The 16,337-nt window shown below is 70.2% G+C and carries 14 protein-coding genes; 4 read left to right on the plus strand and 10 right to left on the minus strand.

The window, feature by feature from the left end:
• Nucleotides 1-8 precede the first annotated feature (8 nt).
• From E5S69_RS14935 to E5S69_RS14945, 3 genes are all read right to left on the minus strand, one after another.
• On the minus strand, nucleotides 9-866 hold the full coding sequence (locus E5S69_RS14935; RefSeq protein WP_171515436.1) for an alpha/beta hydrolase family protein: 858 nt from the start codon (nucleotides 864-866) through the stop codon (nucleotides 9-11).
• The gene (locus tag E5S69_RS14940; RefSeq protein ID WP_236901360.1) at nucleotides 853-1,971 is read right to left on the minus strand and encodes a DUF3182 family protein; all 1,119 of its coding nucleotides are present in this window, start codon (nucleotides 1,969-1,971) and stop codon (nucleotides 853-855) included. The genes E5S69_RS14935 and E5S69_RS14940 overlap by 14 nt, the downstream gene beginning before the upstream one ends.
• Before the next feature lie 148 nt (nucleotides 1,972-2,119).
• On the minus strand, nucleotides 2,120-2,698 hold the full coding sequence (locus tag E5S69_RS14945) for a low affinity iron permease family protein (protein ID WP_171515437.1): 579 nt from the start codon (nucleotides 2,696-2,698) through the stop codon (nucleotides 2,120-2,122).
• A 374-nt stretch (nucleotides 2,699-3,072) separates the two neighbouring features.
• Here E5S69_RS14945 and E5S69_RS14950 point away from each other — a divergent pair, with 374 nt between their 5' ends.
• Together E5S69_RS14950 and E5S69_RS14955 are read left to right on the plus strand one after the other, a co-directional pair.
• Nucleotides 3,073-3,540, plus strand: a complete 468-nt coding sequence (locus E5S69_RS14950; protein WP_171515438.1) for a CBS domain-containing protein — start codon at nucleotides 3,073-3,075, stop codon at nucleotides 3,538-3,540.
• A 26-nt stretch (nucleotides 3,541-3,566) separates the two neighbouring features.
• Complete coding sequence (locus E5S69_RS14955; RefSeq protein WP_171515439.1) at nucleotides 3,567-3,893, plus strand: BON domain-containing protein; 327 nt, start codon at nucleotides 3,567-3,569, stop codon at nucleotides 3,891-3,893.
• 81 nt (nucleotides 3,894-3,974) lie between these two features.
• Here E5S69_RS14955 and E5S69_RS14960 read toward each other — a convergent pair whose 3' ends face one another.
• From E5S69_RS14960 to E5S69_RS14980, 5 genes are all read right to left on the minus strand, one after another.
• The gene (locus tag E5S69_RS14960) at nucleotides 3,975-4,436 is read right to left on the minus strand and encodes a PRC-barrel domain-containing protein (protein ID WP_171515440.1); all 462 of its coding nucleotides are present in this window, start codon (nucleotides 4,434-4,436) and stop codon (nucleotides 3,975-3,977) included.
• Nucleotides 4,437-4,502: 66 nt separating this feature from the next.
• On the minus strand, nucleotides 4,503-5,093 hold the full coding sequence (locus E5S69_RS14965) for a DUF6861 domain-containing protein (protein ID WP_171515441.1): 591 nt from the start codon (nucleotides 5,091-5,093) through the stop codon (nucleotides 4,503-4,505).
• 106 nt (nucleotides 5,094-5,199) lie between these two features.
• On the minus strand, nucleotides 5,200-5,841 hold the full coding sequence (locus tag E5S69_RS14970) for a hypothetical protein (protein ID WP_171515442.1): 642 nt from the start codon (nucleotides 5,839-5,841) through the stop codon (nucleotides 5,200-5,202).
• Nucleotides 5,842-6,081: 240 nt separating this feature from the next.
• A complete protein-coding gene (locus E5S69_RS14975; RefSeq protein ID WP_236901347.1) occupies nucleotides 6,082-6,981 on the minus strand; it encodes a sensor histidine kinase in 900 nt (299 codons plus the stop codon).
• 159 nt (nucleotides 6,982-7,140) lie between these two features.
• Entirely contained in the window at nucleotides 7,141-8,541 is a 1,401-nt protein-coding gene (locus E5S69_RS14980) for a sigma-54-dependent transcriptional regulator (protein WP_171515443.1), read from the minus strand.
• Between the two features lie 370 nt (nucleotides 8,542-8,911).
• On the opposite strand from E5S69_RS14980, the gene E5S69_RS14985 reads away from it, so the two are divergent.
• Nucleotides 8,912-9,961 carry a sigma 54-interacting transcriptional regulator gene (locus tag E5S69_RS14985; RefSeq protein WP_171515444.1) on the plus strand — a complete coding sequence of 350 codons (1,050 nt, stop codon included), beginning with the start codon at nucleotides 8,912-8,914 and terminating at the stop codon, nucleotides 9,959-9,961.
• On the opposite strand, the gene E5S69_RS14990 is transcribed toward E5S69_RS14985, so the two are convergent.
• Both E5S69_RS14990 and E5S69_RS14995 read right to left on the minus strand, forming a co-directional pair.
• The gene (locus E5S69_RS14990) at nucleotides 9,946-11,931 is read right to left on the minus strand and encodes a hybrid sensor histidine kinase/response regulator (RefSeq protein ID WP_171515445.1); all 1,986 of its coding nucleotides are present in this window, start codon (nucleotides 11,929-11,931) and stop codon (nucleotides 9,946-9,948) included. The genes E5S69_RS14985 and E5S69_RS14990 overlap by 16 nt on opposite strands.
• A 223-nt stretch (nucleotides 11,932-12,154) precedes the next feature.
• A complete protein-coding gene (locus E5S69_RS14995; protein ID WP_171515446.1) occupies nucleotides 12,155-13,159 on the minus strand; it encodes an SDR family oxidoreductase in 1,005 nt (334 codons plus the stop codon).
• 290 nt (nucleotides 13,160-13,449) lie between these two features.
• On the opposite strand from E5S69_RS14995, the gene ligD reads away from it, so the two are divergent.
• Nucleotides 13,450-16,242 (plus strand): DNA ligase D, encoded by a 2,793-nt coding sequence (gene ligD, locus E5S69_RS15000; RefSeq protein WP_171515447.1) that lies wholly within the window; start codon nucleotides 13,450-13,452, stop codon nucleotides 16,240-16,242.
• The last annotated feature ends 95 nt before the right edge of the window (nucleotides 16,243-16,337 follow it).

Consider the following 16,337-nt stretch of genomic DNA (forward strand, 5'->3'; position numbering starts at 1 on the left):
TGCGGGCGCTAGGCGGCGCCCGGCGCGCTCGCCGACTCGGGTTGCGGCGTTTCGAGCCCGGCGTCGGGTGCGGGCGGCGCAGGCTTCGGCGGCGCCGGCGGCACCGCGCGTTCGGCCGTGACCGGGCCGGCCCGGGCCACGGTGACCATTTCACGCAGCCAGTTGACCAGCATGCTGCTGTAGGTGCGCTGGTATTCCTCATCGGCGAGGCCATGGTCGGCGCCCTTGATGACGCGGTAGGTCAGCGAGTTGGCATGGATGCAGGAATCGACATAGCTCATCACCGCAGCATGGGGCACGATCTGGTCGTGCTCGGATTCGATCACCAGTACGTCGCCGGTAAACGCCGTGCAGGCGCGCAGCGCGCGGTTGCTCGCGGGCGGCACCATATGGCGCCGGTAGTTCACCAGGTCTTGCTCGCGATGCAACTGGCGCTTGGGCAGGTCCCAGCCCGAGTCCATGTATAGCGCCGGGGCCCGGAACGCCAGCCAGCGCACCTGGCGCAGGGCGCTGAGCAGCGCGGCCAGGTAGCCGCCATAGCTGCTGCCCACCACCGCGATCGCGTTGCGGTCCACCTCGGGCTGGCGCACCAGCACGTCGTAGGCGGCCACCACGTCGGCCAGGTTGCGGGTGCGGCTGACGGTCTCGTACTGCGCGCGCGTGCCGGCATGGCCAGTCAGGTCGAAGGTCAGGCAGACGCAGCCCAGCCCCGCCACCTTGCGCGCGCGCGCCAGGTATTGCTGCTGGCTGCCGCCCCAGCCGTGCACGAACAACACCCCGGGCAACTTGGTTTCCGGGCTGATCAGGGTACCGGCGATGGTGCCGCCTTCGCTTTCGATCTGCAGCAGTTCTTCATGCGTTGCCATCGGATTCAGGCTCCAGTCGTGCGTACTTGGTCAGCGGGCCGACATGGCGGTCTTCACCGTGGTAATAGACTTCCGCGTCATCCGGCACGCGCACGTCGTTGCCGTAGACTTCGCGGGTGGACGCGACCACGCGCGTGCGGTGCGGGTCGTCGCGCAGCGCAGCCAGCGCCACCAGTTCGGCACCGGTCGCGCCGCCCACGCGCCAGGACTGTTCCAGCACGCCGCCGAGCATCTGCCCGCAATCGGCGTTGCCCGCGGGCGCGCCAAAGGCAACGTCGTAATTGCAGCGCGACAGCACCATGCCGCCGCCCTCGCCATAGCACGCCAGCGCCGCCTCGTGGTACACCATTGCCGCGCGCACCGCGGCAATAATGCGGGCGTCGAACGGATGCTGCAGCAGCGCGTCAAAGCCGCCGCGTACCACCGTCAGCGTGGAACCGCCGTAGACCTTCTGCCGCCGGTTGTTCTGGGTCAGCCCCTGCGTGCCGCAATAGCTGGCTTCCAGTCCCGCCAGCACCACCTTGCCAACGCTGTAGGTCTGCGGCGCGCGCAGATCGCGCTCCACCACCAGGCCGTCGCGTTCCACCACCTCGGGCGCGAGCGCATCCAGTGCTTCGTCCAGCGCGCGTTCGCCGTCGACCACGCGCTGGCCCAGACCGCCGACGCCGCCGGTATCCTTCAGCCGCACCGGGCCCAGCGTCAACAGCCGCAGCGCCGCGATGCGCGCATCAGCGACGCTGAACGCGGTGAACCCCGGCAGCGTCGCGCCCACCACGCGCCGCACGAAGGCCTCGGACCAGCCCCGCGGCGCCGCGGCGCCGGGCTCCACCAGGCCATGCGTGATCGCCTTGGTGGCGACGAACGCATACGGCACTACGCCGCCGAAGAGATCGCCCTCGCCCTGCACGCCGAGGTCCGCCGCCAGTTCGCGGCCGACCAGGGTCTGCGCCGGCACCAGGTACGGCGCCGGACGTCCCGCCGATGGCGCGGCGTAGCCGCCGGCGAACGACAGGCCGGCAATCTCGGCCACCTTGCGGGCGAGATTGGCAAGGGTCATGCCATGGTGGCTGTCGGCCTCGCCCAGGGTCTCGCAGCCGTAAGCCATCACCGTCCGGCTGCCCTGCGGCAGGGTTGCCGGGTCTGCGGCCGACGGCGCCGGTTTTCGCTTGCTTGCGTTGCTCGATGTGGTCACGGCCAGCTCCTGTCTCGGTTTGTCGCACGGGTCTTGCGCAAGGGGCGCCGCGGCCGGCACGCTACGAGGCTGCCGAGGCGGAGGTAGTGGGCGCGCTGCCGGCGTCGCCGGCGGGCGGTTTGGTCTGGCGCCCGCGCGAGGCCCGCGCGTGGCGCTTGGCGGCGTGGTTCTCGCGCGCCTCGTCGAGCGAATGGCTGGTCTTGATGCCGTCTTCCTGATCGGCCAGCTCGGCCAGCTGGCGGTAAAAGGTCACCAGTTGGCGCAGTTCCTCTTCGTCCAGGTCTTCGATCGACACCAGCATGTTGCTGGCTTCGCGGTGGGAGGCGAGCAGCTCGTTGAGCTTCAGGTGCACCGCGACGGCATCCTTGTTCTGGCTCTGCTGGATCAGGAACACCATCAGGAAGGTGACGATGGTGGTGCCGGTATTGATCACCAGCTGCCAGGTTTCGGAGTACCCGAACATCGGGCCGGTGAGGGCCCACGCCACCACCACGCCGACGGCCAGCACAAAGGCGGTCGGCGACCCGGCATGGCGCGTGGCGCTGCCGGCAAAGCGGTCGAACAGGTGCAGCACGGTGGCACGTTTGCCGGGGCCGGGCCGATGGCCAACGCCGGGCAGGATTGGGCTGGATTTGCGCATCGTTGCACTCCCACGGATGAGTCGCCGGATTGGCCGCCAGGATGGGCCGCTAAGGGGGCTGCTGGCTGGGCGGCACGCTGATTTCATTGTATGGAGCGCATGGCCAATGTGCAGCGGGCGCAGTCCTACAACGGGCGCAGCACTTGCCGCCTGTTGCCGCGCCCTGCCGCTTTCGTTTCTACATCGGGTGATAAATCTTGCCGGCGGCGTGGCCGCCTTGCGAGTCAGCGCGCGTGCGGGGGACGGGAACGCTTCTTGCGCCGGAAGCCGTGACGAAGCGGCGACTCCCGGTACGCCGGTGGCCAGTCGCCGCCCTGTTGAACCGGGCCCGGTCCGCAAACGGGATCGGCCCCACCAGCGAACCGGAGTCAGCCATGTTCCAGTCCCCTGCCACGCAGCCCCGCGCGCCGCGGCGCGTCCTCGACATCATGACGCGCCAGCCGGCCTATCTCTCCCCCGATGAAACCATCCAGCAAGCCGCGCAGCTGATGGCCGACCTGCATGTCGGCGCGCTGCCGGTATGCGACGGCCGGCGCCTGGTCGGCATGCTGACCGACCGCGACATCACCGTGCGCGCCATCGCAAGCGGCCAGCCGCCGCAGGCCACGCCCGTCGCCGAGGCGATGTCGCCCGAAGTGGAATGGTGCCGCGAAGACGAATCGCTTGAAGACGCGCGGCACAAGATGGAAGCCGCGCAGGTGCGGCGCCTGCCGGTGCTTGACCGCGACCACGCCCTGGTGGGCATCGTGTCGCTGGGCGACCTCGCCAGCAAGGGCGTTGAGCCACGCGATTCCGGCGCGGCGCTGGCGTCGATCTCCACGCCTTCAGCGCCCGCGCGATAAACCCACTGCACCGACAAGGAGCCGCGATGAACGCAACCCCTGCCGCTGACGACGAAGCCCTGCGCGTGGCCGTGCGCGCCAAAATTGCCGAGGCCTTCGACGGCCGCTTTCCTGATGGCGTGATGCTTGAGGTCGCAGACCGGCGCGTGACCGTGCGCGGCTGCGTCGAAGACATCGGCACCGCGCAGCGCGTCGAGAAAGCCGCGGCGGTCAGCCCCGGCGTGCTGGGCGTGCATAACGCGCTGTCGACGCGGCAGCCGCCTCCGCCTGAGCCGCAGGCGCAGCCCCCCGCCAGCGGCATGCATGCCGACCCGGCCGAGAAGCCCGCCGGGCAGGTGAACCACAAGGTGTGAGTCGCCGCTAAACGCCACGGCGCCGGAGGTATTCCCCCGGCGCCCTGGCCGTCCTGGCGTTAGCGGCGTGGCGTGCCGCGCTCAGGCCCAGGGGTCATAGCGGTCGGCTTCCCAGTAAGGCGAGATGCCATAGTACTGGTGGATGCTGGTGGCCCATTGCGAGTCGGCCATGGTGGGCCAGTGGTCCTTGTCAAAGCCCGGCGCTGCCTTGAGCCGGTCTTTCTCGACGCCGAGCACGAAGCACTTGCGCCGCGTGTCCAGCGTCAGCGCGGACCACGGCAACGCGAACAGCTTTTCGCCGATGCCGAGGAAGCCGCCCATCGCCAGCACGGCATAGGCAACGCGGCCGCCGAGCACGTCGATCATGATGTGGTCGATGGTGCCGATGTCGTCGCCGGCCGGATCAACCACCTTGTTGCCCTCGAGCGTGTCGGCCGCCATGACGAACGGGCCGGGACCCGGTGAATCGCGGTCGATGCCGCCGACGATCGAGGCGCCGTGCGGGTGTTCGCCGCCGGGCGTTTCAGGTTGGACTGGATTCATGGGATACCTCCGTTTGGCTGCTCGGGTAGCAAGTGGAGCGGAAAGAAAAGCGCGGGGTGCCGTTCGCTAGATGCGTTCGCGCGGGTTGGCCGGCACCGGCGGCACCAGCGGATCGAAATCGGCCCAGCGGCCATCGACCCATTGGCCGTCGGCGCGCTCGACATCCTTGGCGCCGCCCTGGCGCAACACGGTGGCGACCGTGTCCGCCGTGGCGGTGTCGGTACTGGTCAGGTGCGCCGCCAGCACGACCCCGGCATTGCGCACGGCGGGCTGGCCGGTGCGCGGATTGCGCCCGGCATGGCGCGCCAGCGCCAGCGCCCCGGCGAGCGAGCCCAGGTAGGCGCCCAGCCCGATTGCAAATACCAGCACCAGGATCGACAGCGGCGGCGTCGCGCCCAGGGCGGCAACGATCACCGCTCCGACGGCTGCACCCGCAGCGGCGCCGATCAGCACCCCGCTGATGGCGCCCACGCCGGACTTGCGCGCGCCGGCATCCGCGGCATGGTCGCCGCCGATCGCATAGGCCGCGTGCTGCCCGGGCGGGTTCACGTAGAACAGGTTCAGGTCCTGGTCGGCAAACCCCTGCGCACGCAGCCGGCTTGCCGTGGTTTCGGCGGTGGAGAAGCTGTCGAAGCGGCCAGCGATGATGGCGGACATGGTGGCTCCTTTTCGTTCATCGATGTGTTCGGAACCGCGGCGAGGCTGGTGCAGCCGCGCCGCGGCGCTTGGACTCAAGGTGGACTAAAGGGGGCAGGCACGCACCTCAGCGCTTGGCCGACTTGCCCGGCTTGGCGGACTTGGCCGCCGTCTTCGTAGCGGCTTTGCCCCCACCGGTTTTCGCGGCAGGCTTGGCCGCGCGCTTCGCGGCAGTCTTCGCGGCGGGCTTGGCCGTCGATTTCGCTGCGGTCTTGCTCGCAGTTTTGGCGGCCGGTTTGGCAGCGCTCTTTGCGGCTGTCCTGGCAGCCGGCTTGGCGGGCCGCCCCGGTTCCGCGGCCGCGCCCTTGCGCTGGCCTGCCGGCTTGGCGCCTACCGGCTGCTCCTGGCTACCCTGCTTGAGCTTCCAGTCAACGTCGTCGCGCGCGGTCTGCATCTTTTTCTCGGCGTGCATGGCAGCGCTGGGCGAGATCGGATCGCTGGCCGGGAAGGTCATCTCGAGCGAATCGTCGACGGCGGCCTGGTAGGTCCTGGCTTCCTTGCCACGCGGCTTGGCGCCCGCGGCCGGCTTGCCGGCTGTGGCCTTGCCCGCGGTCGGCCCGCTGCCGCGGCCTGCCGGCGAGGTGCCGGCGCGCGCGGATGACGTGGACCCGCTGGCTTGCGCGGACCGCATGGCGGTCGCGGACTTCGCCCGGGACGGCTTCTGAGCAACCTGCTCGGCCTGGGCGGACTTGCGGCTGGCGTTGGGCATGGTTGTTCCCTCCTTGGTTTGGGGTGTTCCATCCATGCAAGGGGCGGGCCAGAAGTTTGCCGGCAACCGGCCGGGCAGTCAGCCACGCCGCAACCGGTGTGAACGCTGCAATACCGCGGCGCGCGGCGGCGGTGCCATGGCGTGGCGGGCAAGTGGTACGCGTAGCGTTGGGGCCGGGCTGGTAAAAACTACATCGGCGGCGGTCTCAGGTGCCGGGGCGCATAGTGAGACCCGGCGCATTCAGTCGCGCCGCATATGGCGCGGGAACCGGACCGCGATGCAGACACTGACCTTGTCGCTGTCGCAGCCGTCGCTCTCCGCGCTCAGCACCGCGCCGTGCATTTCCACCATGCGGCGCGTCAGCAGCAGTGCGCTGCTTTGCCGCGACGGCGGCTCGCCGCGCTGCGGCGGGCGGCGGCCGAAGAAGTCGGTCAGGGCCGCCAGCCGGCTGGCACTGCGCTGGGAATCGAGCGGCGGGCTTTCGGTAATGCGCAGCTTGACGTAGTCCGGCTCGCTGAACAGGTGCACGCTCACCCGCCCGCCCGTCTGCGCGCGCCAGATGCAGTGCACCAGCAGGTGCCGCAGCAACGGCGCCAGCCGCATGGCATCCCCGTCGACGCAGTAAGCCGCGGTATCGGGCGCGTCCGGCGCCGCGGCGCTGGCAGCGGCCGGTCCGGTCGACCCGTCCGCGCTCAGCGGCGACAGCAGCACGCCGCGCGCATCGGCCGCGTGGCGCCGGTCCGCAATGGCCTGGCTCGCCAGCGAGCGCAGGTCCAGTTGCTGCCAGCGCGGCGGGCTCTCGTCGGCCAGCAGCCGCACCGCCTCTTCCATTTCCTCGATCAGCGCCAGCTGCTGTTGCATTCCGGAACGGATGCCGTCGAGCGCGCGCTGCGCCGGCGCCGGCGTGGTATCGAAGGCGCGGTCCAGCACGTAGGCCCAGCTCTGGATGGCGTTCAGCGACGAGCGCAGGTCATGCGCGGATTGTTCGATCAGCGTGCTGACTTCCTGCACGCTGCGCACCGGCTCGGCGCTGCCGTTGCCGGCAGCGGCCTGGGCGCTGGACGCCTGCGGGTCCAGCGATGACGCTGGACGCGACTCAGGAGTGTCCGGCGCGCCGGACGGCGGAAGTAGCTGCGTCATCTGCGGGTCGGCCGCAACGGCCAGTAGACATGGCAGGCCAGATCGGCCGGGAACCTCGTCCTGCTCGAAAGCAAGAAACGTGCTGCGCACGCCCACTCCCGCGCCTGGCACGCCGCACGTGCCAGCCCTCCCCGTCGTCCCAAGCGATCACGCACGCGGTCACCCGGTTGCTGACGAGCCCGAGTCATTGCGCGAGGCGCGCAACCACTCTGGCAATTCGCCACGGGCGGCATAATCTTCCAGCCGGTTGTACAAAGTCTTCAGGCTGATGCCGAGGATCTCCGCCGCGTGCTTCTTGACCCCCGCGCACTGCTCGAGCGTGGCAAAGATCAGTTGCCGGTCGGCATCGGCCAGCGACATGCCCACCGGCACCGACACCACTGCCGCGCCCGGCGCCTGCGTGGCCGCGACCTGCAGCGGCACCTGCGCTTCGGTGATGAGGTCGTCGTCGGCCATGATGAAGGCGCGCTGCACGAAGTTGCGCAGCTCGCGCACGTTGCCGGGCCACGCATGCAGGCGCAGGCTGTCGAGCACATTGGGCGCGAAGCGGCGCTGTAGCCCCTGCTCGGCATTGAGCTGGTCCAGCATCATGTTGGCGATCTGGATGACGTCGTCGCCGCGCGCGCGCAGCGGCGGCAGCTCTACCGGAAATACATTGAGGCGATGGAACAGGTCGGCGCGCAGCTTGCCGTCAGCCACCGCTTCTTCCGGATTGCGGTTGGTCGCGGCGAGTACGCGCACGTCGGCATGGCATTCGCGGTTGGTACCCACCCGCATGAAGGTGCCAGTCTCGAGCACGCGCAGCAGCTTGACCTGCAGTTCCGCGGGCATCTCGGTGATCTCGTCGAGAAACAGCGTGCCGCCGTCGGCGCGCTCGAAATAGCCCTTGTGCTGGCGATCGGCGCCGGTAAAGCTGCCGCGCTCATGCCCGAACATCTCGCTTTCGATCAGCGTGGGCGAGATCGCGCCGCAGTTGACTGCCAGGAAGGGCTGGCGCCGCCGCGACGACAGCTCATGCACGGTCTGCGCGGCCAGCTCCTTACCGGTGCCGCTTTCGCCGATCAGCAGCACGGTGGCCTCGGTGGGCGCCACCCGCGCCAGCTGGTCGTAGACGGACTGCATCACTTCGGAACTGCCCATCAGCCGCCCGAAGCGGCCGTAGCGGCGCAATTCGCCCCGCAGGGAATGGATTTCGGCGCGCAGCTCGCCGGTGGTGGCCAGGCGCTTGAGCACGGTCTGCAGGCGCGCGACGTTGATGGGCTTGACCAGGTAGTCGGTGGCGCCGGCGCGCAGCGCTTCCACGGCGCTTTCGACGCTGGCGTAGCCGGTGGTCAGGATCACCTCGACGCCGGACGCGCCGACCTCTTCGAACAGCTCCATGCCGTTGCCGTCCGGCAGGCGCAGGTCGGCCACGATTGCCTCCGGCATGCGCCAGCCGATCTGGAGCCGCGCTTCACGCAGCGTGCCGGCGGTGGCGGAGGTGAAGCCTTCCATGGCTACGATCTCGGCCAGGGCGGCGCATGCGTTTTCGTCGTCATCGACAATCAGGATGTGGGGCATACGATCCGTCAGTGAGACCTAATGGAAACTCAAGGCAAACCCTGGGGCACCGCCTTCCGGGACCGCAACGCCGAACGGCGCCGGGACTGCGGAAATCCGCCGGCGCGCCTCATGCGTGGCGCGTACGGCAGCCATGGCAGGCACAGGAGGGCACGGCCTTGACTGCGGATTCTGGTCCGCGGGGGCGGGTCCACACTGCGTAATGGCAGTCTAAGCCCGGGCAGGCACGGTCGTTGCCGGTGTCCGTCTGACACAGCTGTCGGAAGTTGCCGCGCAGGCGCGCGCCGCTATGGCAAGCCCCCACGCCAAAGGCTAGCATAGGAACTTCTCCCGGCAACCCGCCACCTGCAACCCTCAACCGGCCGATATCGTGCCAGTGACCGCCAGCACTTCGCGGCGCAGCCATGCCGCCCCCGCTTCCAGCCACGCTGCCGGCACTGCGCCGGCCAGCGAACCCGCGCCGCGCCGCGCCGTGCCGTCGCAGGTATCGCTGCTGTGGGAAAGCACCGCGCCCGCGATGCAGCGCCTGCTGGCGCAGATCGAGCGCGTGGCGCCCACCGATGTCACCATGCTGGCCGTAGGGGAAAGCGGCTCGGGCAAGGAAGTGGTGGCGCGCGCGGTGCATGAACGCAGCACCCGCCAGAACGGCCCCTTCATTGCCGTCAACTGCGGCGCGATCCAGCCCACGCTGATCGAATCCGAGCTGTTTGGCCATGAAAAAGGCGGCTTCACCGGCGCGATCGAGCAGAAGGCAGGCTACTTCGAGCAGGCCCAGGGCGGTACGCTGTTTCTCGACGAAGTCACCGAGATGCCGCTGGAAATGCAGATCAAGCTGCTGCGGGTGCTGGAAGGCCGCACCTTCCACCGCGTCGGCGGCGATACGCTGATCGCCACCGACGTGCGCATCCTGGCGGCCACCAACCGCGACCCGGTAGAGGCCGTGCGCGGCGGCCAGTTGCGCGAAGACCTGCTGTACCGGCTGGCGGTATTTCCCTTGCATATTCCGCCGCTGCGCGAGCGGCCCGACGACATCGTGCCGCTGGCGCGCCACTTCCTGGCCGAATACAACGCCATGGAACGCACCGACAAGAGCTTTTCGGCGGGGTCGCTGGACCGCCTGGTGCGCTACGACTGGCCCGGCAATGTGCGCGAGCTGAAGAACGCGGTCTACCGCGCCTTTATCCTCGCCGACAAGGTGGTGGAGATCGGCAACCCCAACCTGGCCACGCAGGCGCCGCGCCCCACCACCGTCGACGGCGTGGTCAACGTGCGCGTCGGCACCACGCTGGCCGACACCCAGCGCGAGATCATCATGGCCACGCTGGCGCGCTTCGACGGCGACAAGCGCCAGGCGGCGCGCGCCCTCGGCATCAGCCTGAAGACGCTCTACAACCGGCTTGACGCCTATCGCTCGTTGTGAGGCCCCGGCCCCGCGGGGTCCGCCGGCACCGGCTCGGCCAGGGCGCGCGACAAGGCCTCGATCGACAGCGGCTTGGTCAGGTGCGCATGGAAGCCGGCCAGCCTGCTGCGGCGCTGGTCTTCGGCGGTGCCGCACCCCGATAGCGCCAGGAACTGCACCGCACGGCCGCGCAAGTTCTGGCGCAGCGCTTCCAGGACTTCATAGCCCGACATGTCGGGCATCTGCAGGTCCAGCAGCACGCAGTCGGGCCGGAACGCCGCGGCCGCGCCGACAGCCTGCTGGCCGCTGTACACGGCCTGGGCCGCGTGGCCGAGCAGGGTCAGCACTTCGGCCATGCTGTCGGCCGAGTCGGCATTGTCATCCACCACCAGCACGCGCCGGCGGGGCGCCTGGCCCGGCGGCGGCGTGGCTGCCTCGGCCGGGTGCGCGGTGGCGCGCGGCAGGATCACGGTGAAGGTGCTGCCCTTGCCCGCGCCCGCGCTGTCGGCCTGGATCGCGCCGTCATGCGCTTCGACGATGGCCTTGGCCAGCGCCAGGCCGATGCCCAGCCCGCTGCGGCTGCCCCCGTCGCCCTCCTGCGCGAACAGGTTGAAGATCCGGTCCAGCGCCGCGGGCTCCAGCCCCCGGCCGGTATCCGACACCGCGGTGATCACGCGCGCCGGCTCGACGTAGACATGCACGCTGACGGTGCCGCCGCGAGGCGTGTACTTGGCTGCGTTGCTGAGCAGGTTCAGCAGCACCTGCCCGAGCCGCGCGGCATCGGCCAGCACATAAGGAGAAGCCTCCGGCAGCGTCACCACCAGTTGCTGCGCTGACGCTTCCAGCGTGGGACGGATTGCTTCCAGGCTGGTGCTCACCACGTCGTGGTAGGACGTCGGCCTCAGTTCCATCTTCATCTTGCCGGCGGTCACGCGGCCCACGTCGAGCAAGTCGCTGACCAGCCGCTCGACCTGGCGCAGCTGGCGATCAATGATCTCGGCGCAGCGGCGCACGCGCGGCCCGGCGTCAGGGGTCAGCGCGATGACGTCCACGGCATTGCGCACCGGCGCCAGCGGGTTGCGCAGTTCGTGGGCGAGGATGGCCAGGAAGGACTGCAGCCGGCGGTTGCGGGCATCGAGCATTTCCAGCCGCAGCGTATCGCTGAGGTCACGCGCGGTCCACAGCAGGCTCTCGGGGCACCCCGCCGCATCGCGCACCAGCACCATGCGGGTGGCGCAGCGCACCACCGAGCCGTCCTTGCGCGCCAGGCGTTCTTCGCCGGCCCATTGGCCGCATGCGCGCGCCGCCTCCAGCGCCGCCTGCGGGCGGCCCGCGGCGGCATCCTGGCGGGTATAGAGCCAGGCCAGCGGCTGGCCCGCCGCCGCTTCCGCAGTGTGGCCGGCAAGCGCGCGCGCGCCCGCGTTCCAGCTGCGGATCGTGCCGTCGAGGCCGAGTTCGCAAACCGCGGTGCAGGGCAGGTTGTCGGCCAGCAGCTGCAGCTTGTCGTCGGCCAGGCGGGCATGGTCGGCCGCAGCCAGCTCCATGGTGGTGTTGCGGCACGATACGATAAAGCCGGCAGCCGATGTGCCATCGGGCAGGTTGGTGGCGTCAATGCGCCGCAGCTCCCAGCTGGCCTGCAGCAGGCTGCCATCGCGGCGCACGCACCAGGCGTGGCCGCGCGCATGGCCGCTGCGCGCGGCCGCATCCAGCCACTGCTGCAGCAGGCCCGCGGCAACGTCCTCGGGGCGGTGCAGCCGGGACACGTGGCTGCCGGCGATCTCCGCGGCGCTGTAGCCGAACAGCCGGCGCGCCGGTTCCGGCCATGCCACGACCATGCCGTGCGCGTCGAGTTCGAACACCGCGCAGTCCTGCACCGCGTCGAGCAAACGCCGATATCGTTGCGCCAATTGCAAGGCGTCATCGTCCGGCGCCAGGCTGGACGCCTCCAGCCGAGTTGGGCGAACCTTGCTTGCCGCTTGCAGCCCGGACATGAGCACCTTCGCTAGGGTGGGATGGTGGCCTGGCCCGCGCGGCGGGGAGCCATCGACCCTTGCCGCCGCACAGGGCCAGATGCCCGCGAGCGCGGGCATTCTCAATGATAGGCGCTGGCGGCCCATGCGCCACCCGATATCGTGGCGCGGGCCGCGCTGGGACGGGAGAGAAGACGGTGTGCCGCGCGGCTGCCATTGCGGCACCGCGCGGCGCCGGCGCGCGCTAGCGGCGCCGCAACTGGACCATCGCCGCGACCGCGGCCGAGGCCCCGACCACCAGCGCGGTGGTCAGCATGGGGTAGCGCGCGGTGGTGGTGTACGGGCAGGAATGCAGCGCCGTATGGGCGCCGGTGCGTTCCTGCAGGCCGCTGCCGCTGCCGTAGAGCGCGTTGTCTTCGAGCGGCCCGGCCGGGTGGCGGGTCTGCTGCGCACGGCCCATGAAGCGGCGCATGAAGCGGTCGAAGGTGTGCGGCGCATGGTACGCGGCCGCCGAGAAGGCCTTGGCCGCGGCGCCGACGAACAGCTCGCGGCGCGGGTTTTCCGCGGCGAACAGGATCGCGTCGGCGGCCAGGGCGGGGTCATACAGCGGCGGCGGCAGGCGCGGCTCGACGTCGAGGAAGTTCTTGGCGTGCATCGCCAGCGGCGTTTCCAGGCCGGCGGGCTTGATCAGGGTCACGCTGACCGGCGCCTGCTCCTGCTCCAGCTCCAGCCGCAGCGAATCGGTGAAGCCCTTGATCGCATGCTGCGACGCCGAGTAGGCGCTCTGCAGCGGCATCGGGCCGTCGGCGGCCTCGCTGCCCATGTTGATAATGGCGCCGCCGCGGTCGCGCAAATGCGCGGCAGCCGCCAGCGAACCATGCACGGTGCCCCAGTAGTTGGTGTCGAACAGCCGCCGCTGGTCTTCCAGCGGCACGTCGCAATGGCGCCCGAAGATGGTCACGCCGGCGTTGTTGACCCAGGTGTCGAAACCGCCGAAGCGCTCGATCGCGGCATGCGCCACCTTGCCGATCTCATCGTGCCGGCCAACGTCCGCGACCACGGTGATCACTTCCGTGCCCTGCTCGCGCAGCTCTTCCGCCAGCTGGTGCAGCGACCCCTCGCTGCGCGCCACCAGCACCAGGCGTGCGCCCTGCTGCGCCGCCTTGCGCGCGGTGACCAGCCCCACGCCACTGCTGGCGCCGGTCAGCACCATCACCTGCGAGCTGATTTTCTTCAAGGTGGGTTTCATCTGCCGCTTCCTCCGATGGGGAGGCCCGGCACGGCGCCGGGCGTGCCGGTGGGAAGTCGCAAGGAGCGTTCCCGTCGCGAAGCCGCCGTGACCGCGGCGCCGGCGCATGGCGCCCGCGGCAGATTTACAACGCCCGGTAAGAACCACATGGCTCCGGGGGCGCATCCCCGGTCAGGGTCGCCGCAGGCTGTTGGCAAGCCCGGCCGCGGTGCTGCATGTAGGACGGGCGCCGATTTCAGCGCGCGCATGTGCTGCCTAAGCTGGATGCATCCACGCAACCGGCGACCGCCATGGCCAAGACCACTCCGCAGGACTCGCGCGCACGGCGCGCCGCTGGCAAGGGCACGGCGAAACCCGCCGGCAGCACCGCAGGCAAGCCCGGCACCCGGACCGCCAGAGCCAGCACCGGCGCCGGCAAGACGACAGCGGCAAAGCGGTCGACCAGCGCCCGCCCGGCGGCACGCGGTGCGACCTCGGCCGCGGGCACGCCAGCGGCGCTCGACAGATACCGCCGCATGCGCGATTTCGGCGCCACGCCCGAGCCCAGCGGCGGCGCCGCGCCGCGCAAGCGCGCCGCGGCGTTGTCATTCGTGATCCAGAAGCATGCCGCGCGCCGGCTGCACTACGATTTCCGGCTGGAACTGGGCGGCACGCTGAAGAGCTGGGCCGTGCCCAAGGGACCCAGCCTGGACCCCGCCGACAAGCGCATGGCGGTGCATGTGGAAGACCATCCGATGGACTACGCCGGCTTCGAGGGGGTAATTCCCGCGGGGCACTATGGCGCCGGCACGGTGATCGTCTGGGACCGCGGCACCTGGGTGCCGGTGGGCGACCCCGAGGCTGGCTATCGCAGCGGCAAGCTCAAGTTCGAGCTGCGCGGCGAGAAGCTGCACGGCCACTGGACCCTGGTACGCATGCATGGCAGCCAGCAGAAAGACCAGGACGCGTGGCTGCTGATCAAGGAACGCGACGACGCCGCGGTGCCGGCGTCGGAATTCGACGTGGTCGAGGCTCTGCCGGACAGCGTGCTGGGCGGCACCCAGCGCAAGCCCGCGGCAAAGCAGGCCAGTGCGGGCAAGGCCACGGCAAAGGGGGACGAGACCGCCGCGCCCGCGGCGCACAGCGCCATCCGGGCGCTGAAGCCACCCCCCGGCGCAACGCGCGCGGCATTGCCGCTGGCGCTGGCGCCGCAGCTGGCGACGCTGGTTGAAAAACCTCCGCCCGACGCCGCGGCGTGGCGCTACGAGATCAAGTTCGACGGCTACCGCCTGCTGGCCCGCGTCGACGGCAAGGATGTGCGGCTGTTCACCCGGCAAGGCCATGACTGGACCAGCAAGCTGCGCGCGCTGGCCCGCGATGTCGGCGCGCTCGGCCTGCCCGACGGCTGGCTCGACGGTGAGATCGTGGTGCTCGGCAAGCACGGCGAGACCGACTTCCAGGCCTTGCAGAATGCGTTCGATACCTCGCGCGTCGAGGCGATCCAGTACTTTGCGTTCGACCTGCCCTACTTCGCCGGCCATGACTTGCGCAAGGTGCCGCTGGTGGAGCGGCGCGCGCTGCTGCGCCGGATCTTCGAGCACAACGCCTCGCCGCGCCTGCAGTTCAGCGAAGACTTTGAAGCCAGCGCGGGCGACATGCTGGATGCGGCCTGCCGCATGAAGCTGGAAGGCGTGATCGGCAAGCGCGTGGACTCCGGCTACGTCAGCGCGCGCAGCAATACGTGGATCAAGCTTAAATGCACGTTGCGCCAGGAATTCGTGGTGGCGGGCTTCACCGATCCCAAGGGCAGCCGCACCGGCATCGGCGCGCTGCTGCTGGGCGTGCACGACACCGGCGGGCGCCTGCGCTACGCGGGCAACGTCGGCACCGGCTTCGACACCCGCACGCTGGACGACCTGCGCGCGCAACTGGATGCATTGCGCGCCGATGCGGCGCCCTTCGACACGGTGCCGGCCGGCGTGCGTGGGCACTGGGTCAAGCCGAAGCTGGTGGCCGAGGTCTCGTTCGGCAGCTGGACCCGCGAAGGCCGCGTGCGCCACGCCGTCTTCCATGGGTTGCGCACCGACAAGCCCGCCGGCGCAGTGTCGGTGGAGAAACCGGCGGCACCTGCAGGCAAGGGCAAGGCCGCGACAACCACAGCCAAGGCGGCGCCGAAGCCGAAGTCCGGCGCCGCAGCCAAACGCCCTACCGCGGTGGGCGGCAAGGTCTCGATCAGCCACGCCGAGCGCGTCATCGATGCCGACTCGGGCACGACCAAGGGCGAACTGGTGCGCTACTACGAGCGCGCCGCGGCGCTGATGTTGCCGCACCTGCGCGGGCGCCCGATCGCGATGGTGCGCGCGCCCTCGGGCGTGGGCGGCGAACAGTTCTTCCAGCGGCACAGCGACACGCTGCGCGTGGACGGCCTCAACGTGCTGGACCCGGGTTTGTGGCCGGGGCATCCCGCGCTGCTGGAAATCGCCTCGGCCGAGGCGCTGGTGGCTGCGGCGCAGCTCAACGTGGTGGAGTTCCACACCTGGAATGCGAGCAAGCGCAGCATCGACCGGCCCAACCGCATCATCTTCGACCTGGACCCCGGCGAGGGCGTGCCCTGGGCGCAGGTGCAGGAAGCGGCCGCGCTGATGAAGGCGCTGCTGGACGAGCTGGGGCTGGCCAGCTTCCTGAAGACCAGCGGCGGCAAGGGCCTGCACGTGGTGGTGCCGGTGACGCCGCGCGCCGGCTGGGACGAGCTGAAGGATTTCGCGCGCGACGTGGTGCTGCATGTGGCCGCGACGCTGCCGCAGCGCTTCGTCGCCAAGAGCGGCGCGCGCAACCGGGTCGGCAAGATTTTCATCGATTACCTGCGCAACGGCATGGGCGCCACCACCGTGGCGGCGTTCTCGGCGCGCGCGCGGCCCGGACTGGGCGTGTCGATTCCTGTGGCATGGGAGGAACTGGACACCCTCACCAGCGCCGCGCAATGGACCGTCGCCAACGTCGAAGCGCGGCTGGAGGCGCTTGAAGCGGCCGACCCGTGGGCGGACTACGCCGGCACCCGGCAGGCCATCACGCGCGCGGCGGCACGCCTCGCGCGGGCCGGATAACCAAGGGCCCCGGGCTGTCGCGGCCCTGGCCGACGGCACATTTCTTGCCCCTTGGTGGCGAGCGCGTCCTGGCGTTCTCTCTCTTGCGCATCACG

Source organism: Cupriavidus necator (assembly GCF_013141915.1).
Taxonomy (GTDB): domain Bacteria; phylum Pseudomonadota; class Gammaproteobacteria; order Burkholderiales; family Burkholderiaceae; genus Cupriavidus; species Cupriavidus necator_B.

What these genes read in the sequence shown, in the direction of transcription:
- E5S69_RS14935 (WP_171515436.1), bottom strand. Translation starts at nt 866, where the DNA reads ATGGCAACGCATGAAGAACTGCTGCAGATCGAAAGCGAAGGCGGCACC.
- E5S69_RS14960 (WP_171515440.1), bottom strand. Translation starts at nt 4,436, where the DNA reads ATGAATCCAGTCCAACCTGAAACGCCCGGCGGCGAACACCCGCACGGC.
- E5S69_RS14940 (WP_236901360.1), bottom strand. Translation starts at nt 1,971, where the DNA reads ATGGCTTACGGCTGCGAGACCCTGGGCGAGGCCGACAGCCACCATGGC.
- E5S69_RS14955 (WP_171515439.1), top strand. Translation starts at nt 3,567, where the DNA reads ATGAACGCAACCCCTGCCGCTGACGACGAAGCCCTGCGCGTGGCCGTG.
- ligD (WP_171515447.1), top strand. Translation starts at nt 13,450, where the DNA reads ATGGCCAAGACCACTCCGCAGGACTCGCGCGCACGGCGCGCCGCTGGC.
- E5S69_RS14975 (WP_236901347.1), bottom strand. Translation starts at nt 6,981, where the DNA reads ATGACGCAGCTACTTCCGCCGTCCGGCGCGCCGGACACTCCTGAGTCG.
- E5S69_RS14990 (WP_171515445.1), bottom strand. Translation starts at nt 11,931, where the DNA reads ATGTCCGGGCTGCAAGCGGCAAGCAAGGTTCGCCCAACTCGGCTGGAG.
- E5S69_RS14945 (WP_171515437.1), bottom strand. Translation starts at nt 2,698, where the DNA reads ATGCGCAAATCCAGCCCAATCCTGCCCGGCGTTGGCCATCGGCCCGGC.
- E5S69_RS14950 (WP_171515438.1), top strand. Translation starts at nt 3,073, where the DNA reads ATGTTCCAGTCCCCTGCCACGCAGCCCCGCGCGCCGCGGCGCGTCCTC.
- E5S69_RS14970 (WP_171515442.1), bottom strand. Translation starts at nt 5,841, where the DNA reads ATGCCCAACGCCAGCCGCAAGTCCGCCCAGGCCGAGCAGGTTGCTCAG.
- E5S69_RS14995 (WP_171515446.1), bottom strand. Translation starts at nt 13,159, where the DNA reads ATGAAACCCACCTTGAAGAAAATCAGCTCGCAGGTGATGGTGCTGACC.
- E5S69_RS14965 (WP_171515441.1), bottom strand. Translation starts at nt 5,093, where the DNA reads ATGTCCGCCATCATCGCTGGCCGCTTCGACAGCTTCTCCACCGCCGAA.
- E5S69_RS14980 (WP_171515443.1), bottom strand. Translation starts at nt 8,541, where the DNA reads ATGCCCCACATCCTGATTGTCGATGACGACGAAAACGCATGCGCCGCC.